Below are 26,555 nucleotides of genomic sequence, written 5' to 3' on the forward strand. Positions count from 1 at the left end.
GGGCGTGAGGTCGGACCGGGGGAGCCCTTAGCATCGGGGCCATGCAGAACCGGATCACCGTGGACACCCCGGAAGAGATGCAGGAACTGGGCCGCAGGCTGGCCGCTGCGCTGCGGCCCGGAGACCTGGTGCTGCTCACCGGCGAACTCGGCGCGGGCAAGACGACCCTGGCCCGCGGGCTCGGCGCCGGACTCGGGGTGCGCGGTGCCGTGACCTCGCCGACCTTCGTCATCGCCCGGGTCCACCCCTCGCTCACCGGCGGCCCCCCGCTGGTGCACGTGGACGCCTACCGGCTGACCGGCGGTCTGGACGAGATGGAGGACCTGGACCTGGACGTCTCGCTGCCGGAGTCGGTGGTGCTGGTGGAGTGGGGCGACGGCAAGGTCGAGGAGCTGTCGGACGACCGGCTGCACGTGGTGATCGAGCGCGCCCTCGGCGAGGACCGTCCCCTGGGCGAGGCCGGAGCCGGGACCAGGGCCGCCGGCGGGGGGCCGGAGGCCGGGGGCGCTGCGGGGACGGTGGTGGCGGAGCCGGTGGACCGGCGGATCGTCATGCTGACAGGGGTGGGGCGCCGCTGGCAGGAGGCCGCACCGGTCGCGCTCGGACGCCCCTGAGCGTCTCTTCCCGGCTCCGCGCCGGCTGCTGCGTCCGGCGCGGAGCCGGGGCCGGCGCGGTGGGGACTCCGCGGGCGACGTGCGCCGGAGCGTCCGGGGCGGTGGGGCGTGCGCCGGTGTGGGCCGATCCGGTACATGTTCCGACGGGCTGTCGGTAAAATCTTGCGCAGGGCACCCACCCCGTGGTCCCATGGGAGCATGGGGCGGTTAGGTTCGCCTAACTTGAGCGTCCGAGGAGGGACAATGCCGGATCGGGAGCGCACATCGCCGCCGGACTTCCCGCCGTTCGCCGCGCTGCTCGCAGCCGGAGACGCCGCGAAGGCCGTCTCCACTCCACCGTCGCCCGCCCGCCGTCCGCGGCCGGCCGAATCCGCGCCGGAGGCCGCTGCCGCCCAGGGGCCGGAGGCCGACGGGACCCCGAGCGCCGAGCCGGTGCGGCAGACCGCCCGGACCGCGGAGGACGCGCGGCCCTTCCCGCCGCAGCACCTCCCGGAGCCGAGGCCGAGGCGGAAGCCGGACGCCGCCTGAGCGCACGCGGGCGTCCGCCGAGCCGGTCCGGCCGCCGCATCCGGCTCACCCTCACCGGCCGCCGCGCCCGTCTCAGGGGACGACGACGACCTCGGTTCCGACGGTCGCGAAGACCCACATGGCCTCGCCGTCCTCGCGCTCCTCGCGGATGCCGCCGGCCTTCTGCGCCATCTCCGGGTCGGGCTCGGTGTCCTCTACGGCGGCGCTGAACCCGATCGTGGTGCCCCCGGCCTGGGTGAACCGGACGACGTTCTCCACCGGCACCCCGTCCGAGCCGGTGACCTCCGCGGAGCGGGAGGTGACCGCGTAGGCGCCGGGCAGCGGGTCGACGTTCCCGGGGACGACCTCGTACGTCCGGGCCACCTTCTCGCTCTCGTCCACCAGCCACACGCGCTCGGCGGCGAGGCCGTACACCACGCGGCGGCCGGTGCCGGAGTCCTGCGGCAGCGCCTCCGGGTCCGGGGCGGCCTCCTGGGAGGCGGCCGGTTCGGCGGACTGCTCGGCGACCGGCTTCCGCGCGGCGGCCTCCTCCTGAGCGGCGGACGCCTGGACCGCCAGCACGCTGACCGCGCCCAGCGCCGCCGTGGTCAGCCCGGCCACGAACCATCCCGCACCGTTGCGTGCCACCGTGCGTCACCTTTCGTACAGCAGACTTGATCGTACGAGTGACCGTAACAGTCCGGACCGGAGAACCTGACGGACCGCCACCGCTGCTCGCGTCCCTGCCGCGCCCTGCCGCGCCGCGGGCGCCGCCCCCGCGGGCGGGCCGCGAGTGGCGGGCCCCCACCGCGGGCGCCGTAGGCTTGGCTCCGTGCTGCTGCTCGCGCTGGATACCGCCACCCCCGCCGTGACCGTCGCCCTCCACGACGGGCGGCGGGTCCTCGCCCGCTGCGACGAGGTCGACGCCCGCCGCCACGGTGAGCTGCTGCTGCCCGCCGTGGACCGCATGCTGCGCGAGGCCGGGCGCGGACTGGCCGAGGTCACCGGCATCATCGTCGGTGTCGGCCCGGGCCCCTACACGGGGCTGCGGGTCGGCCTGGTCACCGCCGCCGCCTTCGGCGCCGCCCGCGACGTGCCGGTGCACGGCCTGTGCACACTGGACGGCCTCGCCTTCGCCGCCGGGCTCGACGAACCCTTCGTCGTCGCCACCGACGCCCGGCGCAAGGAGGTCTACTGGGCCCGGTACACCGACGCCAGGACCCGCGGCACCGAGCCGGCCGTCGACCGGCCCGCCGACCTCGACGGGATGGCGGGCCTCCCGGCGGTGGGCGCCGGCGCCGCGCTCTATCCCGAGACCTTCACCGGCTTCCGCCCCGAACTGCCGGTGCACCAGTCGGCTGCCGGGCTCGCCGCGCTCGCCGCCGAGCGGCTCGCCGCCGGCGGCGCCGGACTCCTGCCGCCGCAGCCCCTCTACCTGCGCCGCCCCGACGCCCAGGTGCCTGCGAACTACAAGGTGGTCACCCCGAAGTGACCACCACGGGGGCCGAGGTGACGCTGCGCGAGATGCGCTGGTGGGACATCGCACCGGTGCTCGTCCTGGAGCACCGGCTGTTTCCGGAGGACGCGTGGTCACCGGGGATGTTCTGGTCCGAGCTCGCCCGTGCGCGCGGCCCGGGGGCCGGCCGTCGCTACGTCCTGGCGGAGACGCCGCAGGGCGGGGTGGCCGGCTACGGCGGTTTCGCGGCAGTCGAGGGCACCGGCGACATCCAGACCATCGCCGTCGCCCCCGAGCACCAGGGCACCGGACTGGGAGCGCGGCTGCTGTCCGAACTGCTGGCCGCGGCCACCGCCTTCGAGTGCGCCGAGGTGCTGCTGGAGGTCCGGGTGGACAACCCGCGTGCCCAGCGGCTGTACGAGCGCTTCGGCTTCGAGCCGCTCGGCTTCCGGCGCGGCTACTACCAGCCGGGCAACGTCGACGCGCTCGTGATGCGCCGCCCGCACACCGCCGCCCCCGTCGAGCCCCCGCCCTCCTCCGGGCCCGCGCCCGGCAGCCCGCCCGCCGGGGAAGCGGAAACCGACCACCCTCCGGAGCAAGGAACGACCACCCATGGCTGACGAGCCGCTTGTCCTCGGTATCGAGACCTCCTGCGACGAGACCGGTGTCGGCGTCGTGCGGGGGCACACCCTGCTGGCCGACGCGGTCGCCTCCAGCGTGGCGGACCACGCCCGGTACGGCGGCGTGGTCCCGGAGATCGCGAGTCGCGCCCACCTGGAGGCGATGGTTCCGACCGTGCGGCGGGCGCTCGACGAGGCCGGTGTGGCGGCCTCCGACCTGGACGGCGTCGCGGTCACCGCCGGGCCCGGCCTGGCCGGCGCGCTGCTGGTCGGGGTCAGCGCGGCCAAGGCGTTCGCCTACGCGCTGGGCAAGCCGCTGTACGGCGTCAACCACCTCGCCTCGCACATCTGCGTCGACCAACTGGAGCACGGCCCGCTGCCGGAACCGACGATGGCGCTGCTGGTCAGCGGCGGCCACTCCTCGCTGCTGCTGGCCCCGGACATCACCGCGGATGTCCGCCCGCTCGGCGCCACCATCGACGACGCGGCCGGCGAGGCGTTCGACAAGATCGCTCGGATCCTCCACCTCGGCTTCCCCGGCGGCCCGGTGATCGACCGGATGGCACGGGAGGGGGACCCGGCGGCCATCGCCTTCCCGCGCGGCCTCACCGGACCCCGGGACGCCGCGTACGACTTCTCCTTCTCCGGCCTGAAGACGGCCGTGGCCCGCTGGATCGAGGCGAGGCGCCGGGCCGGGGAGGACGTTCCGGTGGCGGACGTCGCCGCGTCCTTCCAGGAGGCGGTCACCGACGTGCTCACCCGCAAGGCCGTCCGGGCGTGCCGGGACGAGGGTGTCGACCACCTGATGATCGGCGGCGGCGTCGCGGCGAACTCCCGGCTACGGGCGATGGCCGAGGAGCGGTGCGCCGCGGCGGGCATCACCCTGCGGGTGCCGCGCCCGAAGCTCTGCACCGACAACGGCGCGATGGTCGCCGCGCTGGGCGCCGAGATGGTGGCCCGCGGGCGCTCCGCGTCCGACTGGGACCTCCCGGCCGACTCCTCCCTCCCTGTCACCGAGCCGCACGTGCCCGGCAGCGGCCACCACCCGGCCTCCGGCCACGGGGCCGGCGGCCACGGCCACGCGGGCGACGGCCGGGCCCCTGACGGCCACCCGCGTGGCGGCCACACGCACGACCACGTGCACGAGCTGAGCCGGAAGAACCTGTACCGCTCCTGACCCGCCGCCCGCGTCCCCTGTACCGTCCGTCCGCCGCCCGTCCGACTCCGGGAGCCCTCCGTTGACGACTACCGCCGCCATGTGGGAAGCCCGAGCCGCCGAGGGCCGGGCGGGCGAGCTGCTCTCCTGGGCCCGTGAGCAGCGACTCACCCCGGCCCCCGTCCGGCGCGAGACCTACACCGCGCCCGGGGACCGAGTGCTGGTCATCACCTGGTGGGACGCCTCCCAGGACGCCGAGCTGCCCGAGCTGCCCGATCCGCCGCCGGAGCTGCGCGGACGCCCCGTGCACCGCTGGCGTTTCGAGCAGGTCCCCTGATCCGACGGCGGCGCCGGGCATGTCCGGCACACGTCCCGGGCGGGCGTCCTCAGTCGTCGCCCCTGGGGTTCTGGCCGATGTTGTCGGTGAGGTCCTTCTCCCGGGACGCGAGCGGGTGCTGCCCCGGTGCCGTCGGGAACTCCGGGTGGTGCAGGTCGAAGGCGGGGGACTCCGAACGGATCCGCGGCAGCGTGACGAAGTTGTGCCGCGGCGGCGGGCAGGAGGTGGCCCACTCCAGCGAGCGCCCGAAGCCCCAGGGGTCGTCGACGGCCACCCGCGGGGCGAACCGGGCCGTCCTCCAGACGTTGTAGAGGAACGGCAGCGTCGAGAGGCCGAGCAGGAACGCCCCGATGCTGGAGAGGGTGTTGAGCGCGGTGAAGCCGTCCGCGTCCAGGTAGTCGGCGTAGCGGCGCGGCATGCCCTCGGCGCCCAGCCAGTGCTGCACCAGGAAGGTCAGGTGGAAGCCGATGAAGAGCGTCCAGAAGTGGATGCGGCCGATCCGCTCGTCCAGCATCTTCCCGGTGAACTTCGGCCACCAGAAGTGGAATCCGGCGAACATCGCGAAGACCACCGTGCCGAAGACCACGTAGTGGAAGTGCGCCACCACGAAGTAGCTGTCGGTCACGTGGAAGTCGAGCGGCGGCGAGGCCAGGATGACCCCGGTCAGACCCCCGAAGAGGAAGGTGACCAGGAAGCCGACCGTCCACAGCATCGGGGTCTCGAAGCTGAGCGAGCCCTTCCACATGGTGCCGATCCAGTTGAAGAACTTCACTCCGGTGGGCACCGCGATCAGGAAGGTCATGAACGAGAAGAACGGCAGCAGCACCCCGCCCGTCACGTACATGTGGTGCGCCCAGACGGTGACCGACAGGCCCGCGATGGCGATCGTCGCGCCGATCAGCCCGATGTAGCCGAACATCGGCTTCCGGGAGAAGACCGGGATGACCTCGGAGACGATGCCGAAGAACGGCAGCGCGATGATGTACACCTCGGGATGGCCGAAGAACCAGAACAGGTGCTGCCACAGCAGCGCCCCGCCGTTCGCCGGATCGAAGATGTGCGCACCGAACTGCCGGTCGGCCTCCAGGGCGAACAGCGCCGCGGCGAGGACCGGGAAGGCCAGCAGGATCAGCACTCCGGTGAGCAGCGCGTTCCAGGTGAAGATCGGCATCCGGAACATCGTCATGCCGGGGGCGCGCATGCAGATGATCGTGGTCATCAGGTTGACGGCGGCGAGGATGGTGCCGAAGCCGGAGAGCGCCAGACCCATGATCCACATGTCCGCGCCGATGCCGGGCGAGTGCGTCATCTCCGAGAGCGGCGTGTAGGCGGTCCAGCCGAAGTTGGCGGCCCCGCCGGGCATGAGCAGGCCGCCGACCACGAGCAGCCCGCCGAACAGGAACAGCCAGTAGGACAGCATGTTCAGGCGCGGGAACGCGACGTCCGGCGCACCGATCTGGAGCGGCACGATCCAGTTCGCGAAGCCCACGAACAGCGGGGTCGCGAAGAGCAGCAGCATGATCGTGCCGTGGAGGGTGAACGCCTGGTTGTACTGGTCGTTGCTGAGGATCTGGGTGCCCGGGCGGGCGAGTTCGGCCCGCATCAGCAGGGCGAGCGCCCCGCCGAGCAGGAAGAAGGCGAAGGTCGTCACCAGGTAGAGCGTGCCGATGGTCTTGGGATCGGTCGCGGTCAGCCACCGCACCGCCCGCTGTCCCGCTCCGGGGCGAGGGGGCGGGGGCGTCGCGGTCCGGTCGGTGCGCGGTTTCGGTGACTTCAGGGCCATGCAGGTCTCCTGCCGGTAACTCGCCGGGCGGTGCCCGCCTCCGGGAGCGGCCGGCCGGAGCCGCACTCCTGCGGGGGACGACGTCGCCCGGTGGGCGTTCGGGGCTCGTGCGAGACCCCGGGTCTCCGCATTCGGTACCGTCATGCCGACGTCGCGTCCAGCCTGCCGGCGGCGCGTCGCCGGAATCAGCCCGTGCGCCGCCCGGGGTGCTCCACGGGGTGGCCCAGCAGCATGGTGGGCGCGCCCGCCACCCGGGTGAGGAAGACGGTGACGGCGTGCGGGCCGGCGAGCTTCACCCTCCGGCGCAGTTCCTCCGGTTCCACCGCGGAGCCGCGCTTCTTCACCGTCAGCACCCCGACCCGGCGCTCCCGCAGCAGCGCTCGGAGCTTCTTCAGGTGGAACGGCAGGACGTCGGTGATCTCGTACGCCCGGGCGTAGCGGGTGGGGTGCAGGGCGTCCGAGGTGACGTAGGCGATCGTCGCGTCGATCAGCCTGCCGTCCACCTCCTCGGCGACCTCGGCCACCAGGTGGGCCCGGACGACGGCGCCGTCCGGCTCGTAGAGGTAGCGGCCCACCGGGCCCGGGGCGGGGTCGGGCAGCCCGCGGCCGAGCAGTGAGTCCCCGCCGGGCAGCAGGGTGGCCCGGCGGCCCGGCCGGCCGCCGAACCAGAGCACCGCTTCCTTGACGTCGCCGCCGTCGGAGATCCACTCGGCCTCGGCGCCGTCCGGGATCGCCGCGTGCGGCACCCCCGGCGCGATCTTGAGCGCGGCGTGCGGCATCTCCTGGGCGGTGCGCACCGCCCAGGAGAGCGGGGGCGAGTACGCCTCCGGGTCGAACACCCGGCCGCGCCCGGTGCGCCGGGCCGGATCGACGAAGACCGCGTCGCAGCCGTCGAGATCCACCTCGCCCACCTCCGCGCAGCGCACCTCGATGTGCTCGGAGAGGTCCAGCGCGGCGGCGTTGGCACGCAGGACGGCACAGGTCAGCGGGGAGCGGTCCACGGCCAGCACCCGGACCCCCGCCCGGGCCAGGGCCAGCGCGTCCCCGCCGATGCCGCAGCACAGGTCGGCCAGCCGTCGCACCCCGAGGGCGGCCACCCGCTCGGCGCGGTACGCGGCCACACTCGCCCGGGTGGCCTGCTCCACGCCGTCGCGGGTGAAGTACATCCGGTCGGCGTCCCGGGCGCCGAACTTGGCCGCGGCCCGCTGCCGCAGCCGCGCCTGTTCGAGAGCGGCGGAGACCAGGGGGGCGGGGTGGGTGCGCCGCAGCCTGGTGGCGAGGGTCAGTTCCCGCTCGGGGGCGAAGTCGCGCAGCTCCGCCAGCAGCCGTTGCCCCTGCGGGGTCAGCAGGGCGGAGAAGCCGACCACCGCGTCGGGGGTGCCGCCGGACGGGTCGGGCGTGCTGTCGGACGGGTCGGTTGCTCGGGATACGGCCACACGGATCATTTTCCCCGCCCGCAGGTCATGCCGGAAACGCGGTGCCCCGGGTCGGTGGCAGCATCCGGCAATATGTCGATCATCACACAATTGCTCACCAAAGGTGGCAGAACGTCGTCGGCCGGGCGGTGGAGGCCGAGGAGGCGGTCACGGCCGAGTCCGCCTGACCGGGCCCGGCCCGGCGCTCTGGCGGCCCGGCTGCCGTCCCGGACCAGGCGTGCCGGGGGCGCCGCCCTCGTCACGCTCCTCGCCGTCTCCTGCGCGGCCACCGGAGGGCGTTCGTCCGGCGGCGGGGAGGACAGGGCGGGCCCCGTACACCTCGACGACCCGCTGGGCGCGACCCGCCCGGACGGGGCCGACTGGCCGCGCCTGGCCAACCCGCTGGGCGGGCCGGAACTCGCGCTCGGCGCTCCGCGGCGCGCGCAGGCGGAGGTGGCCGCCGGCTCGCTGCTGGCCTACGCCGAGCGGCTTCGCCGGGCCGAGGCCCGGCGGGTCGCCGCCGCGAAGCGCTGGAAGGTCGAGGACCTGCCCCTGCGTCCGCCGGAGCCGCCGGACCGGCGGGTGCGGGCGGAGAGTGATTCCGGGCATCTCGCCGGTCCGGGCCTGCCGCCGGTGGTCACCCGGGTGCCCACCGACGACAAGGTCGTCTTCCTGACCATCGACGACGGCCACGAGAAGGATCCCGACCTGCTGCGCATGCTGCGCGAGCTGGAGGTTCCCTACAGCGCCTTCCTGGCCGACTACGTCTCCAGCGACGACTACGGCTACTTCCGGCGGATGCACCGGAACGGGGCGGCCATCCACAACCACACCCTCACCCACCCGGAGATGAACCGGCTCTCCTACGAGGAGCAGCGCCGGGAGATCTGCGGTCAGCAGGAGATCCTGGAGAAGGAGATCGGGCAGACGCCCGGGCTGTTCCGGCCGCCCTACGGCGCCTACGACCGGGACACCCTGAAGGCGGCGGCCTCCTGCGGGATCAGGGCCGTTCCGCTTTGGGCGGAGGAGGCGTGGGCCGAGCGGTTCGACTGGGGGCGGCTGGACCAGAAGTTCCACCCGGGGGACATCATCCTCACGCACTTCCGCGGCCCGGAACACTGGGACGGCACCATGACCGACATGGTGCGCAGGACCCTGCGCACCGTCACCGACCAGGGCTTCGCCGTGGCCCGCCTGGAGGACTACCTCTGAGTCGCGCTCCGGGCCCCCGGGTGTCCGAAGGACGCCGCCGCGACCGTTCGGCGGCACAGAATTGGCACTCGGCTTGACCGAGTGCTAGCGGCGGCATAATGTCGGCGTTGGCACTCTCACTCAGGGAGTGCCAAGAGTGCGACGGGAAGATCCGGCACCCGCGACGACGGATCGGCCAGGTCGCCACCCCAGACATTTACACCCCGCTGAGATCTCCGAAGGGGGAGGTCGGATCGTGACGACCGCCAGCTCCAAGGTTGCCATCAAGCCGCTTGAGGACCGCATTGTGGTCCAGCCGCTCGACGCCGAGCAGACCACGGCCTCGGGCCTGGTCATTCCGGACACCGCGAAGGAGAAGCCGCAGGAGGGCACTGTCCTCGCGGTGGGCCCGGGCCGGTTCGAGGACGGCAAGCGCGTCGAGCTCGACGTCAAGGTCGGCGACATCGTGCTGTACAGCAAGTACGGCGGTACCGAGGTGAAGTACAACAACGAGGAGTACCTCGTCCTCTCGGCTCGCGACGTTCTCGCGATCGTCGAGAAGTAAGTCACCCAGGTTTTTCCGATCCGCGCCCCGGTTCCCGCGTCTGACAGCCGGGGGCCGGGGCGCGGTTCGTATGTTGAGGACTGAGAGGACACCCGTAAGCCATGGCGAAGATCCTGAAGTTCGATGAGGATGCCCGTCGCGCCCTCGAACGCGGCGTCGACAAGCTCGCCGACACCGTCAAGGTGACCATCGGCCCCAAGGGCCGCAACGTCGTCATCGACAAGAAGTTCGGCGCCCCGACCATCACCAACGACGGCGTCACCATCGCCCGTGAGGTCGAGGTCGAGGACCCGTACGAGAACCTGGGCGCCCAGCTCGTGAAGGAGGTGGCGACCAAGACCAACGACATCGCGGGTGACGGCACCACCACCGCCACCGTGCTGGCCCAGGCGCTGGTCCGCGAGGGCCTGCGCAACGTCGCCGCCGGCGCGTCGCCCGCCGCCCTGAAGAAGGGCATCGACGCCGCCGTCAAGGCCGTCTCCGACGACCTGCTCGCGTCGGCCAGCCCGATCGACTCCAAGGAGGACATCGCCTCCGTCGCCGGGCTGTCCGCCCAGGACAAGCAGGTCGGCGAACTGATCGCCGAGGCGATGGACAAGGTCGGCAAGGACGGTGTGATCACCGTCGAGGAGTCCCAGACCTTCGGCCTGGAACTCGACTTCACCGAGGGCATGGCCTTCGACAAGGGCTACCTGTCGCCCTACATGGTCAGCGACCAGGAGCGTATGGAGGCCGTCCTCGACGACCCGTACATCCTGATCCACCAGGGCAAGATCGGTTCCATCCAGGACCTGCTGCCGCTGCTGGAGAAGGTCATGCAGGCCGGCGGCTCCAAGCCCCTGCTGATCATCGCCGAGGACGTCGAGGGCGAGGCCCTCTCCACGCTCGTCGTGAACAAGATCCGCGGCACCTTCAACGCCGTCGCGGTGAAGGCTCCCGGCTTCGGCGACCGCCGCAAGGCGATGCTCGGCGACATGGCCACCCTCACCGGCGCCACCGTCATCGCCGAGGAGGTCGGCCTCAAGCTCGACCAGGCCGGCCTCGAGGTGCTCGGCAGCGCCCGCCGCGTCACCGTCACCAAGGACGACACCACCATCGTCGACGGTGCCGGCAAGACCGAGGACGTGCAGGCCCGGGTCGGCCAGATCAAGGCCGAGATCGAGTCCACCGACTCCGACTGGGACCGCGAGAAGCTCCAGGAGCGCCTCGCCAAGCTCGCCGGCGGCGTCTGCGTGATCCGCGTCGGCGCGGCCACCGAGGTGGAGCTCAAGGAGAAGAAGCACCGCCTGGAGGACGCCATCTCCGCGACCCGCGCCGCGGTCGAGGAGGGCATCGTCTCCGGTGGTGGTTCCGCCCTGGTGCACGCCGCCAAGGTGCTGGAGGGCAGCCTCGGCAAGACCGACGACGAGGCCACCGGTGTCGCCGTCGTGCGTCGCGCCGTGGTCGAGCCGCTGCGCTGGATCGCCGAGAACGCCGGCCTGGAGGGCTACGTCATCACCTCCAAGGTCGCCGAGCTCGACAAGGGCCAGGGCTTCAACGCGGCCACCGGCGAGTACGGCGACCTGGTCAAGGCCGGCGTCATCGACCCGGTGAAGGTCACCCGTTCCGCGCTGGAGAACGCCGCGTCCATCGCCTCGCTGCTGCTCACGACCGAGACCCTGGTCGTCGAGAAGCCGGCCGAGGAAGAGGACGCGGGCCACGGCGGCCACGGCCACTCGCACTGACCCGTCCGGCCGGACGGGTCCGTCCCCGGCGGGGCTTCCCGCCGGACGGCCGTCCGGCCGGGGTTCCGCGAACGGGCGGGGGCGGGCACACCCCGATTCCGGGGCGCGCCCGGCCCCGTCCGTGTTTCCGTGCCGCTCCGCCGTGTTCCGTGCCGCCTTCCCGGAGCGTGCGGGCGCCGCGCCTTCCGCAGGTCGCGGGCGCGGGCCGTCCCGGCCGCGTCAGCGCGGGCCGTACCGGCGGCCCGTCCCCGAGGTGAGCTTGGCCAGGAGCCCGCGCGGGACCAGCTTGCTGGCGCCGACCAGCGTCTTGTACCGCGGATCGGGGACCGAGAGTGTCCGCCCCCGGGCGAGGTCGCTCAGTGCGGCGTCCACCACCCGGTCGGCCTCCAGCCACATCCAGTCCGGGGTGCCGTCCACCTGCATCCCGGCCCGCTGGTGGAACTCCGTCCGGACGAAGCCGGGGCAGAGCGCCATCAGCCGCACCCCGGAGCCGGCCAGATCCTGCGCGGCGCCCTGGGTGAACTGCGCGATCCACGCCTTGCTCGCCCCGTAGGTGCCGCGCGGCACGAAGGCGGCAGCCGAGGAGACGTTGACCACGCCGCCGCGTCCCCTGGCCCGCATCTGAGTGGCGGCGGCCGAGGTCAGCCGCAGCACTGCCTCGCAGTGCACCTTGAGCATGGCCAGCTCGTCCGTCATCGGGACGTCGAGGTACCGGCCCTTGAGTCCGAAGCCGGCGTTGTTCACCAGCAGGTCGACGGGATGCGTACGGTCGGCGAGCCGGTCCTCCACCCGGGTGATGCCCTCGTCGGTGGAGAGGTCGGCGGCGAGCACCGAGGCCTCGATCCCGTGCCGGTCGTGGAGTTCCGTCGCCTGGTCGCTCAGTCGTTCGGCCGTACGGGCGACCAGCACGACGTCGTGTCGCTCCCTGGCCAGCCGTTGCGCGAAGGCGGCGCCGAGTCCGGCGGTCGCCCCGGTAATCAGTGCAGTGGTCATGAGGGGCACCGTAGCCGCCGAGGATGTCCGCGGGGGCGGCCGTGTGCTCCCCTTCCCCACCTCCGCCCCCCGGCCCCTCCCTCCCGTCCGCCGGCCCGCCGCGCGCGGATCACCCGGCGCGGACCGTCAGTCGGTGCGCACGGGGGGCGTTCGAATCCCCCCGACCGCCCCCGAGGTGCGCTGCGACAGCGGGGTGCTGTCACCCGCCGGACCGCCCGGCCCGCACCGCCTTCGGCCGGGGGCGGTGCGGGCCGGAAGCACGTGGTCCCGGGTGCCGAACGCACGGAGAAGATACGTTTCTGCGCTCGGGTCGCCACTCAGTCGTGGGAGCCGGGGACGGCGACGAGCCGGGTGCGGGCCCGTCCCATCAGCTCCTCGCGTTCGTCCTCGGTGAGGCCGCCCCAGACCCCGTAGGGCTCGCGGACGGACAGGGCGTGCGCCGCGCACTCGGCGCGGACCGGACAGCGCATGCAGACCTCTTTCGCGGATGCCTCACGCGCGCTGCGGGCCGCGCCGCGCTCCCCCTCGGGGTGGAAGAACAGCGAACTGTCGACCCCGCGGCAGGCGGCGAGGAGCTGCCAGTCCCACAGGTCGGCGTTGGGGCCCGGAAGGCGGGAGAAATCTGCCATTGCTCGTCCTCTCGGAGCGTGCCGCGGTCGCCGGGCGACCGGGCTGCTTGGTTGGACCGGGTCGGGTCCTGGTGGGGGGATCAAGACGTCCAGAGCACTGCCGACCGTACATCTACCTTCTTAGTAGATGTAAATATGACTCTTTGCGAATTTACCGACAGACGCCACCAAGAGGAAGCAAAAGCGGCCAAATGGAACCCCCTTAGGGCATGGTGAAGCTGCTTGATCAGCGCGTCGGTCCGGGTCCGCGCTGTGTCCGCCGGTTCACGTGGAGTGTCGAAGGCGGAGCGTGCGGGCCGTAACTCTTTTGGGTGACCGTCGTTGAGAGTGCGGAGGCGGTTGGCGTAATCGTCGTTCGGGCGCACGTCCGAGGCGGTCGACCGCACAGGTGACGATTCGTAACAGCCTGGAGGCACAAGGTGACGTGCATCAGCAGCGGGGGGCGGCCATGACTTCCGTCCTCGTTTGCGACGACTCCCCGCTCGCACGAGAGGCGCTGCGCCGTGCGGTGGCGACCGTGCCCGGTGTCGAGCGGGTGACGACGGCCGCCAACGGCGAGGAAGTCCTCCGCCGATGGGGAGCCGACCGGTCCGACCTCGTCCTGATGGACGTCCGGATGCCCGGTCTGGGCGGAGTGGAGACGGTGCGCCGGCTGCTCTCGGCCGACCCGGGTGCCCGCATCATCATGTTGACGGTGGCGGAGGACCTCGACGGGGTCGCGCTCGCCGTCGCGGCCGGTGCCCGCGGGTACCTGCACAAGGACGCCTCGCGTGCGGAACTGCGGGCCACCGTCACCCAGGCGCTGGCCGACCCGACCTGGCGGCTCGCCCCCCGCCGGCTGCGGTCCGCGGAGATGGGTGCCGCGCCGACCCTCACGGCGCGGGAGATCCAGGTGCTCGAAGGGATGAGCCACGGCCGGTCGAACGCCGAGATCGGCCGGGAGCTCTTCCTCTCCGAGGACACCGTCAAGACGCACGCGCGGCGGCTGTTCAAGAAGCTGGGGGCCTCGGACCGCGCGCATGCGGTGGCCCTCGGCTTCCGCTGGGGGCTGGTGCGCTGAGGAGTCCGCCGCGAGGGCGCGGTGTTCGCCGCCCCGGTCCACCGGGGCGGCGAACACCGCGCCCTCGCGCTTGGGCCCCGGTCGTCCGCGTCGGTCCCGCTCCCGCACGGGCCTGGTCGTCCGAGGACGAAAGGCCGCGGGCTCCGCACTTCGCCGCACGATGACGCATGCTTGGGGTGTGACTCCTCCCCGGCGCTCGCCGGGGCCTCTCACCAAGCCGCGAGAGGCCCCGGAGCGGAACGGGCCGTATCGGTGCCGCACGGTGCCGGTGGGGTCGAGGTCCGTCGACCGGGGCGGTGCGGATCAACCCGATGGGGGAGGCTGGCGGGATGGGCCCAGGTGCAGTCCGGCATAACGCTTCGGTGCACAACCAACGGCACGGTGCGACGGAAACCGGGGCTTCGGTGCACCATGGACCGATGCGCGATGACGAGCCCCCGGCCGTCCCGGCCATCGGCACCCTCGTCCGGCGTGCCGGGGAGGGGGATGAGCAGGCCACTCACGACCTGCTCGCGCATGTGCACCCGCTCGCGCTCCGCTACTGCCGCGCCCGGCTGAGCCGGCTGCCCGGTGACGCCCGCCACTTCGTGGACGACCTGGCACAGGAGGTCTGCCTCGCGGTGCTGTGTGCTCTGCCACGTTACCGGGACACCGGGAAGCCCTTCGAGGCCTTCGTGGTGGCCATCGCTCAGCACAAGGTCGCCGACCTCCAGCGTGCCGCGATGCGGCACCCCGGCTCGACCGCGGTGCCCTCGGAGGAGATGCCCGAGCAGCCCGACGACTCGCTCGGCCCGGAGGAGCGGGCGCTGCTCAGCAGCGACACCGCGTGGGCCAAGAAGCTGCTCGCGAACCTTCCGGACCACCAGCGGGAGCTGATCCTGCTGCGGGTCGCGGTCGGCCTGACGGCGGAGGAGACCGGCCAGGTGCTGGGCATGTCGCCGGGTGCCGTCCGGGTGGCGCAGCACCGGGCGCTCAGCAGACTGCGGGCGCTCGCCGAGCAGTAGCACCACGGGCGCCGCCGAACGGCGGAACACGGTCCGCGCCGGACCGTCCGGGCGTGTCGTGCACCGTCGGATGGTCGGCGGACGGGAAGTCCGCACCCGTGCGGCGGTACCCCGTTCGGCCGCTAGCATGGACGAACGTGCGGGGGCAAGACCACTGGGGAAGGTGCCATGACTGACAACGTCGACGGAGTACCCGAGAAGTTCGCGATGCTCGGGCTGACCTACGACGACGTGCTGCTGCTGCCGGGCGAGTCCGATATGGCACCGCAGGACATCGACACCTCCTCCCGGGTGTCGCGCAACGTACGGGTCAACGTCCCGCTGCTCTCGGCCGCGATGGACAAGGTCACCGAGGCCCGGATGGCGATCGCCATGGCCCGGCAGGGCGGCGTGGGCGTGCTGCACCGCAACCTGTCCATCGAGGACCAGGCGGCCCAGGTGGACCGGGTCAAGCGCTCCGAGTCCGGCATGGTGACCGACCCGATCACCATCCGTCCCGACGCCACCCTGCGCGAGGCCGACCAGCTCTGCGGCCGGTTCCGGATCAGTGGCGTCCCGGTGACGGACGCGGCCGGCAAGCTGCTCGGCATCGTCACCAACCGCGACATGGCCTTCGAGTTGGACCGCGAGCGCCAGGTCCGCGAGGTGATGACCCCGATGCCGCTGGTCACCGGCGCCGTCGGCATCGCCCGAGAGCAGGCGATGCAGCTGCTGCGCCGGCACAAGATCGAGAAGCTGCCGCTCGTCGACGGCGAGGGACGGATCAAGGGCCTCATCACCGTCAAGGACTTCGTCAAGGCGGAGAAGTACCCCGCCGCGGCCAAGGACGCCGAGGGCCGCCTGCTGGTCGGTGCCGCCGTCGGTGTCGCCGGCGACGCCTACGAGCGCGCCCAGGCGCTGATCGAGGCCGGGGTGGACTTCGTCGTGGTGGACACCGCGCACGGGCACTCCCGGCTGGTCGGCGACATGATCGCGAAGATCAAGTCGCACCACGCCGTCGACGTGGTCGGCGGGAACATCGCCACCAGGGACGGCGCCAAGGCGCTGGTGGACGCCGGCGCCGACGGCATCAAGGTCGGTGTCGGCCCCGGTTCGATCTGCACCACCCGCGTCGTCGCCGGCATCGGCGTCCCGCAGGTGACGGCGATCCACGAGGCCGCGCAGGCCGCGAAGGCGGCCGGTGTCCCGGTCATCGGCGACGGCGGCCTCCAGTACAGCGGCGACATCGCCAAGGCGCTCGTCGCCGGCGCCGACACGGTCATGCTGGGCAGCCTGCTCGCGGGCTGCGAGGAGTCGCCCGGCGAGCTGCTGTTCATCAACGGCAAGCAGTTCAAGTCCTACCGGGGCATGGGCTCGCTGGGCGCGATGCAGACCCGCGGCGAGCAGCGCTCCTTCTCCAAGGACCGCTACTTCCAGGAGAACGTCAGCGGGGACGACAAGCTGATCCCCGAGGGTGTCGAGGGCCAGGTGCCCTACCGCGGTCCGCTCTCGGCCGTGGTGCACCAGCTGGTCGGCGGTCTGCGGCAGTCGATGTTCTACGTCGGCGGCCGCACCGTCCCGCAGATGCAGGAGCACGGCAGGTTCGTCCGGATCACCGCGGCGGGGCTCAAGGAGAGCCACCCGCACGACATCCAGATGACCACCGAGGCGCCGAACTACTCCCGCCGCTGACCGACCACCGGCCGCTGACCGACCACCGGCCGCTGACCGACCACCGGCCGCTGACCGACCACCGGCCGCTGACCGACCACCGGCCGCTGACCGACCACCGGCCGATCGCCGACCACCGGCCGATCGCGGCGGCCCGCGGACTTCGGCGCCCCGGGCGGACGGGGGCGCCGCCGGGGCCGTGCCCGGACCACCACCGCACGCCCGGCCGCGCGTACCGTGTCGGCGACAGAGGGGCACCACGAGAGTGAAGGGCAGTTCCACGTGACTGAGATCGAGATCGGGCGCGGCAAGCGCGGGCGCCAGGCGTACGCCTTCGACGACATCGCCGTCGTGCCGAGTCGGCGCACCCGCGACCCGAAGGAGGTCTCGATCGCCTGGCAGATCGACGCCTACCGCTTCGAGCTGCCGTTTCTGGCCGCGCCGATGGACTCGGTGGTCTCGCCGCGCACCGCGATCCGCATCGGCGAGATGGGCGGCCTCGGGGTGCTGAACCTCGAAGGGCTCTGGACCCGCCACGAGGCCCCGGAGCCGCTGCTGGAGGAGATCGCGGGCCTTGACCAGGAGACCGCCAACGCCCGCCTCCAGGAGATCTACGCCGCACCGATCCGGGAGGAGCTGATCGTCCGGCGCCTCAAGGAGGTCAGGGACTCCGGCGTCGTCACGGCGGCCGCTCTGTCGCCGCAGCGCACCGTGCAGTTCTCCAAGGCCGTGGTCGAGGCCGGGGTGGACATCTTCGTGATCCGCGGGACGACCGTCTCCGCCGAGCACGTCTCGTCCGCCGCCGAGCCGCTGAACCTCAAGCAGTTCATCTACGAGCTCGACGTCCCCGTCATCGTCGGCGGCTGCGCCACCTACACCGCCGCGCTGCACCTGATGCGCACCGGCGCGGCCGGGGTGCTCGTTGGGTTCGGTGGCGGTGCCGCGCACACCACCCGCAACGTGCTGGGCATCCAGGTGCCGATGGCCACCGCCGTCGCCGACGTGGCGGCCGCCCGCCGCGACTACCTCGACGAGTCGGGCGGCCGGTACGTGCACGTCATCGCCGACGGCGGCGTGGGCTGGTCCGGCGATCTGCCGAAGGCCATCGCCTGCGGCTCCGACGCGGTGATGATGGGCTCCCCGCTGGCCCGTGCCGCGGACGCGCCCGGACGCGGCCACCACTGGGGCATGGAGGCGGTCCACGAGGACGTGCCGCGCGGCAAGAAGGTGCACCTGGGCACGGTCGGCACCACCGAGGAGATCCTGACCGGGCCCTCGCGCATCCCGGACGGCTCGATGAACTTCTTCGGCGCGCTGCGCCGCGCGATGGCCACCACCGGCTACTCCGACCTCAAGGAGTTCCAGCGGGTCGAGGTGACGGTCTCCCGCTCCCGCTGACCGGCCGCGCCCGCCGTCGGGTGCGGCGCCCGACGGCGGGCGTGTCAGAGGCGGTGGGCGGCGCCCGCAGGGCTGGCGCCGCGGGTGTCCAGCAGCAGCTGGGCCTTCGCGGCCAGCCCCTGGAGGTCGTAGGTGCGGTGGTGCTGGAGCAGCAGCGTCAGATCCGCACCCGCGGCGGCCTCGTAGAGCGAGTCCGCGCGCGGCACCGGCTGCCCGGCGACCCGCCACTGCTGCACGTACGGGTCGTGGAAGCTGAGTTGCGCACCGAGGTCGGTCAGCCGGGTGGCGATCTCACGCGCCGGGGCGCCCTGCTGGTCGGGCAAATCGGGCTTGTAGGTGACGCCCAGCAGCAGCACCCGGGCGCCGCGCGCCGACTTGCCGTGCTCGTTGAGCAGCGCGGTGGCCCGCTGCGTCACGTAGCGCGGCATCCGGTCGTTGACCTCCCGGGCCAGCTCCACCATCCGCAGCGGGTGGCCGAGCGTACGGCTGCGTCCGGAGAGGTAGTTGGGGTCCACCGGGACGCCGGGGCCGCCGACCCCGGGCCCGGGGCGGAAGGACTGGAAGCCGAACGGCTTCGTCTCGGCGCAGCGGATGACGTCCCACAGGTCCACGCCCAGGTCGTGGCAGAGGATCGCCATCTCGTTCACGAAGGCGATGTTGACGTGCCGGAAGTTGCTCTCCAGCAGCTTGGTCGTCTCCGCCTCCCGCAGCCCCCGGGCCCTGACCACCTTGTCGGTGAGCCGGCCGTAGAAGGCGGCGGCGGCCTCGGTGCAGGCCGGCGTCAGGCCGCCGAGGACGCGAGGGGTGTTGGCGCAGCCGTACGCCCGGCTGCCCGGGTCCAGCCGGCTCGGTGCGCAGGCCAGGTGGAAGTCGCGTCCCGCCCGCAGCCCGGATCCCTCCTCCAGCAGCGGCCGGATGATTTCCTCGGTGCTACCCGGGTACACGGTCGACTCCACGATCACGGTGGTGCGCGGTCGCAGTTGCCCGGCCAGGGCCGCCGCTCCGGCGCGCACCGCCGTGAGGTCCAGTGCGCCGTCCTCGCCGAGCGGGGTGGGGGCGCACAGCAGCGCCGTGCGGACGCGTCCGATGTCGGTGGGGTCGCTGGTGGCCCGGAAGCCGGCGGAGAGCATGCGCCGCATGCCGGCCGCGGCGATCGACCCGTCAGCGGGAGGGCGTCCGGCCGAGAGGTCGGCGACGGTCCGTTCGTCCGGGTCGAAGCCGATGGCGCCGATTCCGGCGGCGGAGGCGGACTGGGCTGCGGGGAGACCGATGTGACCGAGGCCGAGAACTGCGAGATCTGCGGGCATGGCAGCGGACATCCTTCCCGGACGTCGTGGGTTTCGGTAAGGCGAAGGGGCGCTACGTCAGGTTAAGCGCATATATGACAGATATGGTGGATTGCGCGAGCCGTGCCAGTCCCGGGTCAATGCCGTGGGAATGGGGGACGATCGGTTGGCAGCAGCCTGACGACGGTGCGACACCACGGGAGGCAACGTGAGAACAGCGGCAATGGGACCGACCGAGCGAGCCGAGGCACTCGCCCGAATGGCGGAGCGTGAACTCGACGTCCTGGTGGTCGGTGGCGGGGTGGTCGGCGCGGGCACCGTGCTGGACGCCGCGACCCGTGGCCTGTCGACGGGCATCGTGGAGGCCCGTGACTGGGCGTCGGGCACCTCCAGCCGTTCCAGCAAGCTCATCCACGGCGGGCTGCGCTACCTGGAGATGCTCGACTTCCCCCTGGTGCGGGAAGCGCTCAAGGAGCGCGGACTGCTGCTGGAGCGGATCGCCCCGCATCTGGTGAAGCCGGTGCCCTTCCTCTACCCGCTGGAGCACAAGGGCTGGGAGCGCTGGTACGCGGGCTCGGGCGTGGCGCTCTACGACGCGATGTCGCTGTCCTCCGGGCACGGCCGCGGACTGCCGGCGCACCGTCACCTGACCCGCCGCGGCGCGCTCCGCGTCGCGCCCTGCCTGAAGAAGGACGCCCTCGTCGGCGCCCTCCAGTACTACGACGCCAGCACCGACGACGCCCGTTTCGTCTCCACCCTGGTCCGCACGGCCGCCGGGTACGGCGCCTACGCGGCCAACCGCGCCCAGGTGGTCGAGTTCCTCCGGGAGGGCGAGCGGGTCGTCGGCGCCCGGATCGAGGACCTGGAGCAGGGCGGCGTGTTCGAGGTGCGGGCCAAGCAGGTGGTGAACGCCACCGGCGTGTGGACGGACGACACCCAGTCCCTGATCGCCGAGCGCGGCCAGTTCCACGTGCGCGCGTCCAAGGGCATCCACCTGGTCGTGCCCAAGGACCGCATCAACTCCTCGACGGGCCTGATCCTGCGGACCGAGAAGAGCGTGCTCTTCGTGATCCCCTGGGGACGGCACTGGATCGTCGGCACCACCGACACCGACTGGGAACTGGACAAGGCCCACCCGGCCGCGTCGAGCGCCGACATCGACTACCTGCTGGAACACGTCAACAAGGTGCTCACCACCCCGCTCACCCGGGACGACGTGCAGGGCGTGTACGCCGGGCTGCGCCCGCTGCTGGCCGGTGAGTCGGACGCCACCAGCAAGCTGTCCCGCGAGCACACCGTGGCCCACCCGGTGCCCGGGCTGGTCGTCGTCGCCGGCGGAAAGTACACGACGTACCGGGTGATGGCGAAGGACGCGGTGGACGAGGCGGTGCACGCCCTCGACCACCGGGTCGCCGAGTGCTGCACCGAGGAGGTGCCGCTCACCGGCGCGGACGGCTACTCGGCGCTGTGGAACGCCCGCGCCCGGATCGCCGCGCGTACCGGGCTGCACGTGGCACGGGTGGAGCACTTGCTCAACCGGTACGGCTCGCTGGTCGACGAGGTGCTGGAGATCGTCACCGACGACCCCCGGATGGGCGAGCCGCTCCCGGCGGCCGACGACTACCTCAGGGCGGAGATCGTCTACGCAGCCTCGCACGAGGGCGCCCGCCATCTGGACGACGTCCTGACCCGCCGCACCCGGATCTCGATCGAGACCTTCGACCGCGGCACCCGAAGTGCCCGCGAGTGCGCGGAGTTGATGGCGCCGGTTCTGGGCTGGGACCAGGGGCAGATCGACCGGGAGGTCGCCCACTACGAGAAGCGGGTGGAGGCGGAGCGCGAGTCGCAGCGCCAGCCCGACGACCGGGCCGCCGACGCGGTGCGGCTGGGCGCACCGGACATCGTCCCGCTCTGACGCTCCCCGCGGTGTCCGGCCGGTGGCGCGAACTCGGCCGGCGGCACATACGTCCCGGCGGCGGGCCTCGGTGGGCGGTGTCCACGGTGCCTGGCGTCGCGTCACCGAAGCTACGGCGTCGCCCGGTTCCGCTTCCCCCGCCGCCCTTCCGACCCGGCCCGTCCCCGTACGGGCCGGGCCGGCGGTGTGCACGGCACCGGCTCCGGGACGGCCGGAACCCGGTCCGCGACAGGCTCTGAACTCCGCCGGACCGAAGGCCGGGAGGGCCGCCGGGCGCCCTGCCGTGTCCAAGGCCCGGTCCCTTGCCCGACCGGGCCGCTCCATGGGGGACAATGGGGCAACTGCTGGGGCGTGCTGATCGCGAGGGGAAGCATGGGCGACAACGGCGACAGGGCTGTCGAAGCGGACGCCGTCACCAAGGGCAAGGAGACCGGACGGCTCCTCGCCGGGCGCTACCGGCTCGGCGGCGTCCAGGGCCGCGGTGGCATGGGCACGGTGTGGCGGGCCACGGACGAGATCCTCGGCCGCACGGTCGCGGTGAAGGAACTGCGGTTCCCCACCGACATCGACGAGGAGGAGAAGCGCCGCCTCATCACCCGTACGCTGCGGGAGGCCAAGGCGATCGCCCGCATCCGCAGCGGCAGCGCGGTCACCGTCTTCGACGTGGTCGACGAGGACGACCGCCCGTGGATCGTGATGGAACTGGTCGAGGGCAACTCGCTGGCCGATGTGATCCGCGAGGACGGCCCGTTGGAGCCGCGCCGGGCGGCGGAGGTCGGGCTGGCGATCCTCGGAGTGCTGCGGGCCGCGCACCGCGAGGGCATCGTGCACCGTGACGTCAAACCCTCGAACGTGCTGATCGAGGAGGAGACCGGCCGGGTGGTGCTCACCGACTTCGGCATCGCCAAGGTCGAGGGCGACCCCTCCGTGACCTCGACCGGCATGCTGGTCGGCGCCCCGTCGTACATCTCCCCCGAGCGGGCGCGCGGCCAACTCCCGGGCCCGCCCGCGGACATGTGGTCGCTCGGCGGCCTGCTGTACGCCGCGGTGGAGGGCCACCCGCCCTACGACAAGGGCTCGGCCATCGCCACGCTCACGGCGGTGATGACCGACCCGCTGGAACCGCCGACGAACGCCGGCGGTCTGGAGGAGGCCATCTACGGCCTGCTCCACAAGGACCCGGAGAAGCGGCTCGACAACGCGGGTGTCCGGCCGCTGCTCCAGGCGGTCCTCGACGCGCCGGAGACCCCGTCGGGGTCCGAGCAGCCTTCGCCCACCAGGACGGTGGCCCTGCCGCCCACCGCCGCTGCGGCCGGTGTCGCGGGCGGCGGGCTGCTCGGCAAGGTGGCCCGGCAGGCCACCGACCGGGCGGGGCGGGGCCGTTCGTCTTCCGGGCGTCGTGAACCGGACCGCGGGGACCACGCCGGTTCGGAGGCGGAGTCCGTGGGTAAGGCGGCTTCCGGTCCGGCCGCGGCGGGTCCGGCGGGCACCGTGGGCAGGGACCGCACGTCCCGGGCCGCCTCCGGCTCGGTCGGCGCCTCCGGGAGCCGACCGAACGGCGCGAAGGGCGCCGGAAGCGGTGCGAAGGACAGGGGTGCGAAGGGCAGCGGCGCGAGGCGCTCCGCGGCCGCCGGCGCCTCCACCCCCGGGTCCAGGTCACCCGAGGAGACCGGCAGTACGCCGTTCGCCGGGTGGCGCACGGTCAAGAGGCCGCGCGGCGTGGTCATCGCGGCGGTCGCCGTGGTGGTGCTGGGAATCCTCGGCGCGGTGCTCGCCTTCGCCTTCAACGGCAGTGACGGCAGTGACGGCAGCGACAAGGGGACCGGCGGGGACGATCGCGCCGCGTCGGCCGGCAGCGGGGACGAGGGATCCGGCGCCGAGGACGGCAAGAACTCCGGCAGCTCGGGTGAGAAGGACCCCGAGGCGGGCACCGGTGAGAAGGGCGGCGAGCAGGACGCATCCGCCGACGGCGGCGAGGACCCCGGGGCGGACGACGCCGAGGAGAACGCCTCCCAGGACGGTGAGGGGATGCCCGAGGGCTACGCGCCCTTCGCCGACGGGCAGTTCCGCTTCTCGATGGCGCTCCCGGAGGGCTGGCAGCGGGTCGGCACCGCGGGGGCCGGCTCCGGCGGCAAGTACGCGGCCGACGCGGACTCGCTGCCGAAGATACAGGTGGACTTCGGCAACAGCCCCAAGGACAACGCGGTACGTGCCTGGGAGTTGTTGGAGTCCGCCGTCCGCGGGGCGAGTTCGGGCTACGAGCAGGTCAGCATGGAGCCAGTCCAGTGGCGCGACTACCCGACCGTCTCCGACTGGCAGTTCGAGCGGGACGAGGGCGGTGAGCGGGTCCGGGTGCTCAACCGCGGCTTCAAGGTGGACGACGGGCGTGGCTACGCCATCATGATCACCTGCAAGGCGTCCGAGTGGGACGGTGAGGAGTGCGCCACCCTGCGCGACACCGCGTTCGAGACCTTCGAGCCGGCCGGCTGACAACCCGCCCGCGTGCGCCGGTGGTACGGGGGGAAACCGGAGAACGGGGGCGTACGTCTCACCGGCTGGGCGGACTTCGTCCGCCGGGCGCTCCCGCCACGTATCGTGAGTGGCAGGAGGCCGTACGTATCCGCAATCAGGCCACTGCGGAACGTTCTTGACGATGTCGCACGCTGTGGGGAGGCGTTGTGGACGAATACTCGGGTCGGCTGCTGGCCGAGCGCTACCGGCTGCCGCGCCCTCCCGCCGACGAGTACGAGTTGCGCGAGTCCCGCGCCTGGGACACCGCGAGCGGTCAGGAAGTGCTGGTCCGTCAGGTACCGCTGCCCGAAGTGGTGGACGCCGAGGTGCTGGACGGCCCGGGCGCCGGTGCCCCCCGCGGCAGGGCCTTCCGGGAGCCCGCCGACCCGGCGGTGCGGCGCGCGGTGGAGGCGGCGATGTCCGCCGCCCGCATACCGGACCATCCGCGCCTGGACCAGGTCTTCGACGTGTTCGTGGAGGACGACGGACTGTGGATCGTCAGTGAACTCGTCGCCGCCCGGCCGCTCGCGGCGGTGATGGCCGAACATCCGCTGAGCCCGCACCGCGCCGCCGAGATCGCCGCCGACCTGCTGGCCGCTCTCAGCGCGGTGCACACCTACGGCTGGACCCACCGCAACATCACCGCACGTTCCGTGCTGATCTGCGACGACGGCCGGGCACTGCTCACCGGCCTGGCCTCCGGGGCGGCCGAGGAGGCGCTGTGCGGCTACGATCCGCTGCCCACGGCCGGGCCGATGGCCCCGGAGAGCCTCCGCGGCCCCGCTGCCGCCTCCCCGGGTGCCGCCGAGCCCGTGCCTGCGGAGTCCGCGCACGCCGAGCCCGCGCCCGGCGGGCGTCACGACGGGCCCCGGGCGGCCGATCCGGAGCCGGAGTCCCACCGGGCGCCCGGTCCGGTGCCGCCGCAGGGGCGCGGGGAGGGGGAGGCGGAGCGCACCGAGCGGGCCCGCCGGGCGGCGCGTAGCGGTGCGATCGCCGCCTACCGGGCAGGCGCGGCGGCCGCCCGCAACGGCGGCCCCCCGGCCGGCGAGCCGCCCGCGGACCGCGGGGCCTCCAGCCGTGAGGAGGACGGCCGCGGGGGCGGCGGGCGGGAGCCGGTGCACGGACCGTGGGGCGGCGACAAGCCGGGCCCGGCCTCGCAGGTGCCGGACCGTTACGCGCCGGTGGTGGCGGCCTCGCACCTTCCGGACGGCTACCTCCGCCAGGAGCCCGCCGACACCTTCCCCGACAAGCTCGCCGAACCGCCGGAGAGCGTCCCCGCGGCTCCGGCCGCGGAGGACTTCGCGGACCCGGCGGACGCCGAGCCCGGCTGGGCGGAGCCGGAGCCGGACGGCCGCTACCGGGGCCCGGCCACCCCGCTGGCCGCCGAGCGGGCCCGGCAGGCGCGGATGACGATGGTCGGAGCCGTCACCGAGCGCTGGGCGCCGGAACAGGCCGGCCCGGTCTACCGGAACTGGCGGCTCGCACCGCCGGTGGGAGTGGCGGCCGATCTGTGGGCGCTGGGCGCGCTGCTGTTCCGCGCGGTCCAGGGCCATGCGCCGTACCCGGAGGAGGACGTCGCCGAGCTGGTGCAGTGCGTCTGCGCCGAGCCGCCTGCGTTCGCCGAGGAGTGCGGGGCGCTGCGGCCGGTCATCGAGTCGCTGCTGCGCCAGGACCCGACCGAGCGCACGGGCTTTGAGGAGCTGAGCGGCTGGCTGCGGTCCCTCGTGCGTTCCGCCCCTGAACCGGAGGTGGGCCGCCGGACGGTCACCGCGCAGCCGCTGCTGGAGCGGGGCCGGTCCGACCCGCGGCGGTTGCCGATCCTGCGCCGCCGGGGTGAACTCGTCCGGCGGCGCCGTGCCGCGCGGCAGGTGGTCCACGTGGAGCGGCGCCGTCACCGGAGGGCGGGGCGGGGCAGCAGCCCGCGCCGCCTCGGCCGGCTGCTGCTGGGCGCAGTGCTGCTGGGTCTGGCGGTGGCGGTGGCGTACGCGGTGCTCTTCCTGCCCACGTCGGACTCCACGGGGCAGGGCACCAACCAGCGCGGCTCGCTCGGCGACACCCCCTCGGACACGGACGACGCGGCCGACGACGAGCAGCCCTCGGCCCCGTCCGACGAGCCCGGCGGCTCGCAGGAGCCGAACGGCTCCCAGGAACCGGGCGGCACCGACGAGGCGGACGAACCCGAGAGTCCGGAGGCCCCCGGCGACTCCGAGGGGCCCGGCGGTCCGGGCGCGGCGCCGGACGGCTACCGGCTGGTCGACGACCCGGCCGGGTTCCGGGTCGCGGTGCCGGACGGCTGGGCGCGCGGCCAGACCAGCGCGGGCCAGGTCCGCTTCAGCGGCGGCGGTCTCCAGATGATCGTGGTGCCGGGACGTGACGGTACGGCGAAGTACGGCGAGGACCCGCGTGCGTACCAGCTCTCGGGGGAGCCGGAGCTGGCCGACTACCGCGACGCGGCGGGCTGGAAGACGGTCAGCGGCGTCCGCAGCATCACCGTGGGGAACACGGCGATGGCCGAGGGCGAGTTCAGCTGGGACAGCGGCGGTGACCGCATGGTGGTGCGCAACCGGGCGATGCTCCTGGGCAGCAGGTACCACGTGGTGCTGGTCCGCGGGCCGGCGGGCGAGCAGGAGGCGATCGACGCGCACTTCTCCCGGATCGTGGACACCTACCGCGCCACCGGCTGACCATATCCGCCAGTGATTGCTGGCAGATTCCGCGAAAACCGGTTACCGATGGGTATC

General features: G+C 73.2%; 21 protein-coding genes and 1 pseudogene. 16 read left to right on the top strand and 6 right to left on the bottom strand.

Annotated elements, in window-relative coordinates; translation table 11 throughout:
• Window positions 1-41: 41 nt before the first annotated feature.
• Both tsaE and H300_RS0105825 read left to right on the top strand, forming a co-directional pair.
• Window positions 42-614 carry a tRNA (adenosine(37)-N6)-threonylcarbamoyltransferase complex ATPase subunit type 1 TsaE gene (tsaE, locus tag H300_RS0105820; RefSeq protein ID WP_037979265.1) on the top strand — a complete coding sequence of 191 codons (573 nt, stop codon included), beginning with the start codon at window positions 42-44 and terminating at the stop codon, window positions 612-614.
• A gap of 243 nt (window positions 615-857) precedes the next feature.
• On the top strand, window positions 858-1,142 hold the full coding sequence (locus tag H300_RS0105825) for a hypothetical protein (RefSeq protein WP_028426688.1): 285 nt from the start codon (window positions 858-860) through the stop codon (window positions 1,140-1,142).
• 72 nt (window positions 1,143-1,214) lie between these two features.
• Here the strand turns inward: H300_RS0105825 and H300_RS0105830 are convergent, their stop codons facing one another.
• Complete coding sequence (locus H300_RS0105830) at window positions 1,215-1,769, bottom strand: hypothetical protein (protein WP_028426689.1); 555 nt, start codon at window positions 1,767-1,769, stop codon at window positions 1,215-1,217.
• Window positions 1,770-1,953: 184 nt separating this feature from the next.
• Here H300_RS0105830 and tsaB point away from each other — a divergent pair, with 184 nt between their 5' ends.
• The 4 genes from tsaB to H300_RS0105850 all read left to right on the top strand — a co-directional run bounded on the left by tsaB (window position 1,954) and on the right by H300_RS0105850 (window position 4,690).
• The gene (tsaB, locus tag H300_RS0105835; protein ID WP_028426690.1) at window positions 1,954-2,613 is read left to right on the top strand and encodes a tRNA (adenosine(37)-N6)-threonylcarbamoyltransferase complex dimerization subunit type 1 TsaB; all 660 of its coding nucleotides are present in this window, start codon (window positions 1,954-1,956) and stop codon (window positions 2,611-2,613) included.
• Window positions 2,614-2,645: 32 nt separating this feature from the next.
• The gene (gene rimI, locus H300_RS25170) at window positions 2,646-3,197 is read left to right on the top strand and encodes a ribosomal protein S18-alanine N-acetyltransferase (protein WP_078515773.1); all 552 of its coding nucleotides are present in this window, start codon (window positions 2,646-2,648) and stop codon (window positions 3,195-3,197) included.
• Complete coding sequence (tsaD, locus tag H300_RS0105845; RefSeq protein ID WP_028426691.1) at window positions 3,190-4,374, top strand: tRNA (adenosine(37)-N6)-threonylcarbamoyltransferase complex transferase subunit TsaD; 1,185 nt, start codon at window positions 3,190-3,192, stop codon at window positions 4,372-4,374. The genes rimI and tsaD overlap by 8 nt, the downstream gene beginning before the upstream one ends.
• A 79-nt stretch (window positions 4,375-4,453) precedes the next feature.
• Window positions 4,454-4,690, top strand: coding sequence for a hypothetical protein (locus H300_RS0105850; RefSeq protein ID WP_037979269.1), 237 nt, complete (start codon window positions 4,454-4,456; stop codon window positions 4,688-4,690).
• A gap of 139 nt (window positions 4,691-4,829) precedes the next feature.
• On the opposite strand, the pseudogene ctaD reads toward H300_RS0105850, so the two are convergent.
• Both ctaD and H300_RS0105860 read right to left on the bottom strand, forming a co-directional pair.
• A pseudogene (gene ctaD / locus H300_RS25175) lies at window positions 4,830-6,473 on the bottom strand (aa3-type cytochrome oxidase subunit I); the annotation flags it as partial.
• 185 nt (window positions 6,474-6,658) lie between these two features.
• Complete coding sequence (locus H300_RS0105860; RefSeq protein ID WP_106966707.1) at window positions 6,659-7,918, bottom strand: THUMP-like domain-containing protein; 1,260 nt, start codon at window positions 7,916-7,918, stop codon at window positions 6,659-6,661.
• Between the two features lie 63 nt (window positions 7,919-7,981).
• Between H300_RS0105860 and H300_RS0105865 the strand changes: the two genes are divergently transcribed.
• From H300_RS0105865 to groL, 3 genes are all read left to right on the top strand, one after another.
• Window positions 7,982-9,100, top strand: coding sequence for a polysaccharide deacetylase family protein (locus H300_RS0105865; protein WP_078515743.1), 1,119 nt, complete (start codon window positions 7,982-7,984; stop codon window positions 9,098-9,100).
• 235 nt (window positions 9,101-9,335) lie between these two features.
• Complete coding sequence (groES, locus tag H300_RS0105870) at window positions 9,336-9,644, top strand: co-chaperone GroES (RefSeq protein WP_028426695.1); 309 nt, start codon at window positions 9,336-9,338, stop codon at window positions 9,642-9,644.
• Window positions 9,645-9,745: 101 nt separating this feature from the next.
• Window positions 9,746-11,368, top strand: a complete 1,623-nt coding sequence (gene groL / locus H300_RS0105875; RefSeq protein WP_028426696.1) for a chaperonin GroEL — start codon at window positions 9,746-9,748, stop codon at window positions 11,366-11,368.
• Between the two features lie 219 nt (window positions 11,369-11,587).
• Here groL and H300_RS0105880 read toward each other — a convergent pair whose 3' ends face one another.
• Complete coding sequence (locus H300_RS0105880; protein WP_028426697.1) at window positions 11,588-12,361, bottom strand: SDR family NAD(P)-dependent oxidoreductase; 774 nt, start codon at window positions 12,359-12,361, stop codon at window positions 11,588-11,590.
• A gap of 317 nt (window positions 12,362-12,678) precedes the next feature.
• On the bottom strand, window positions 12,679-12,990 hold the full coding sequence (locus tag H300_RS0105885) for a WhiB family transcriptional regulator (RefSeq protein ID WP_028426698.1): 312 nt from the start codon (window positions 12,988-12,990) through the stop codon (window positions 12,679-12,681).
• A gap of 448 nt (window positions 12,991-13,438) precedes the next feature.
• Between H300_RS0105885 and H300_RS0105890 the strand changes: the two genes are divergently transcribed.
• The 4 genes from H300_RS0105890 (at window position 13,439) to H300_RS0105910 (ending at window position 18,102) form a co-directional block, all read left to right on the top strand.
• Window positions 13,439-14,050 (top strand): response regulator transcription factor, encoded by a 612-nt coding sequence (locus H300_RS0105890; RefSeq protein WP_028426699.1) that lies wholly within the window; start codon window positions 13,439-13,441, stop codon window positions 14,048-14,050.
• A 419-nt stretch (window positions 14,051-14,469) separates the two neighbouring features.
• Window positions 14,470-15,054, top strand: coding sequence for a sigma-70 family RNA polymerase sigma factor (locus H300_RS0105895; protein WP_028426700.1), 585 nt, complete (start codon window positions 14,470-14,472; stop codon window positions 15,052-15,054).
• Window positions 15,055-15,222: 168 nt separating this feature from the next.
• Window positions 15,223-16,725, top strand: coding sequence for an IMP dehydrogenase (gene guaB, locus H300_RS0105900; protein WP_028426701.1), 1,503 nt, complete (start codon window positions 15,223-15,225; stop codon window positions 16,723-16,725).
• Between the two features lie 261 nt (window positions 16,726-16,986).
• On the top strand, window positions 16,987-18,102 hold the full coding sequence (locus H300_RS0105910; RefSeq protein WP_028426702.1) for a GuaB3 family IMP dehydrogenase-related protein: 1,116 nt from the start codon (window positions 16,987-16,989) through the stop codon (window positions 18,100-18,102).
• Between the two features lie 44 nt (window positions 18,103-18,146).
• Here H300_RS0105910 and H300_RS0105915 read toward each other — a convergent pair whose 3' ends face one another.
• Window positions 18,147-19,409: a nucleotide sugar dehydrogenase gene (locus H300_RS0105915; RefSeq protein ID WP_028426703.1), complete on the bottom strand. Its 1,263-nt coding sequence runs from the start codon at window positions 19,407-19,409 to the stop codon at window positions 18,147-18,149.
• Window positions 19,410-19,596: 187 nt separating this feature from the next.
• Here H300_RS0105915 and H300_RS0105920 point away from each other — a divergent pair, with 187 nt between their 5' ends.
• From H300_RS0105920 to H300_RS0105930, 3 genes are all read left to right on the top strand, one after another.
• Entirely contained in the window at window positions 19,597-21,303 is a 1,707-nt protein-coding gene (locus H300_RS0105920; RefSeq protein ID WP_028426704.1) for a glycerol-3-phosphate dehydrogenase/oxidase, read from the top strand.
• Between the two features lie 372 nt (window positions 21,304-21,675).
• Window positions 21,676-23,793, top strand: coding sequence for a serine/threonine-protein kinase (locus H300_RS0105925; RefSeq protein WP_028426705.1), 2,118 nt, complete (start codon window positions 21,676-21,678; stop codon window positions 23,791-23,793).
• Window positions 23,794-23,981: 188 nt separating this feature from the next.
• Complete coding sequence (locus H300_RS0105930) at window positions 23,982-26,498, top strand: protein kinase (RefSeq protein ID WP_028426706.1); 2,517 nt, start codon at window positions 23,982-23,984, stop codon at window positions 26,496-26,498.
• The last annotated feature ends 57 nt before the right edge of the window (window positions 26,499-26,555 follow it).

The sequence above is a fragment of the Streptomyces sp. TAA040 genome, from assembly GCF_000424845.1.

Excerpts from the sequence above, each read along its gene's own strand:
- tsaE (WP_037979265.1), top strand. The coding sequence starts at position 42 with ATGCAGAACCGGATCACCGTGGACACCCCGGAAGAGATGCAGGAACTG.
- H300_RS0105825 (WP_028426688.1), top strand. The coding sequence starts at position 858 with ATGCCGGATCGGGAGCGCACATCGCCGCCGGACTTCCCGCCGTTCGCC.
- rimI (WP_078515773.1), top strand. The coding sequence starts at position 2,646 with ATGCGCTGGTGGGACATCGCACCGGTGCTCGTCCTGGAGCACCGGCTG.
- tsaD (WP_028426691.1), top strand. The coding sequence starts at position 3,190 with ATGGCTGACGAGCCGCTTGTCCTCGGTATCGAGACCTCCTGCGACGAG.
- H300_RS0105850 (WP_037979269.1), top strand. The coding sequence starts at position 4,454 with ATGTGGGAAGCCCGAGCCGCCGAGGGCCGGGCGGGCGAGCTGCTCTCC.
- H300_RS0105860 (WP_106966707.1), bottom strand. The coding sequence starts at position 7,918 with ATGATCCGTGTGGCCGTATCCCGAGCAACCGACCCGTCCGACAGCACG.
- H300_RS0105865 (WP_078515743.1), top strand. The coding sequence starts at position 7,982 with ATGTCGATCATCACACAATTGCTCACCAAAGGTGGCAGAACGTCGTCG.
- groL (WP_028426696.1), top strand. The coding sequence starts at position 9,746 with ATGGCGAAGATCCTGAAGTTCGATGAGGATGCCCGTCGCGCCCTCGAA.
- H300_RS0105880 (WP_028426697.1), bottom strand. The coding sequence starts at position 12,361 with ATGACCACTGCACTGATTACCGGGGCGACCGCCGGACTCGGCGCCGCC.
- H300_RS0105885 (WP_028426698.1), bottom strand. The coding sequence starts at position 12,990 with ATGGCAGATTTCTCCCGCCTTCCGGGCCCCAACGCCGACCTGTGGGAC.
- H300_RS0105890 (WP_028426699.1), top strand. The coding sequence starts at position 13,439 with ATGACTTCCGTCCTCGTTTGCGACGACTCCCCGCTCGCACGAGAGGCG.
- H300_RS0105895 (WP_028426700.1), top strand. The coding sequence starts at position 14,470 with ATGCGCGATGACGAGCCCCCGGCCGTCCCGGCCATCGGCACCCTCGTC.
- guaB (WP_028426701.1), top strand. The coding sequence starts at position 15,223 with ATGACTGACAACGTCGACGGAGTACCCGAGAAGTTCGCGATGCTCGGG.
- H300_RS0105915 (WP_028426703.1), bottom strand. The coding sequence starts at position 19,409 with ATGCCCGCAGATCTCGCAGTTCTCGGCCTCGGTCACATCGGTCTCCCC.
- H300_RS0105925 (WP_028426705.1), top strand. The coding sequence starts at position 21,676 with ATGGGCGACAACGGCGACAGGGCTGTCGAAGCGGACGCCGTCACCAAG.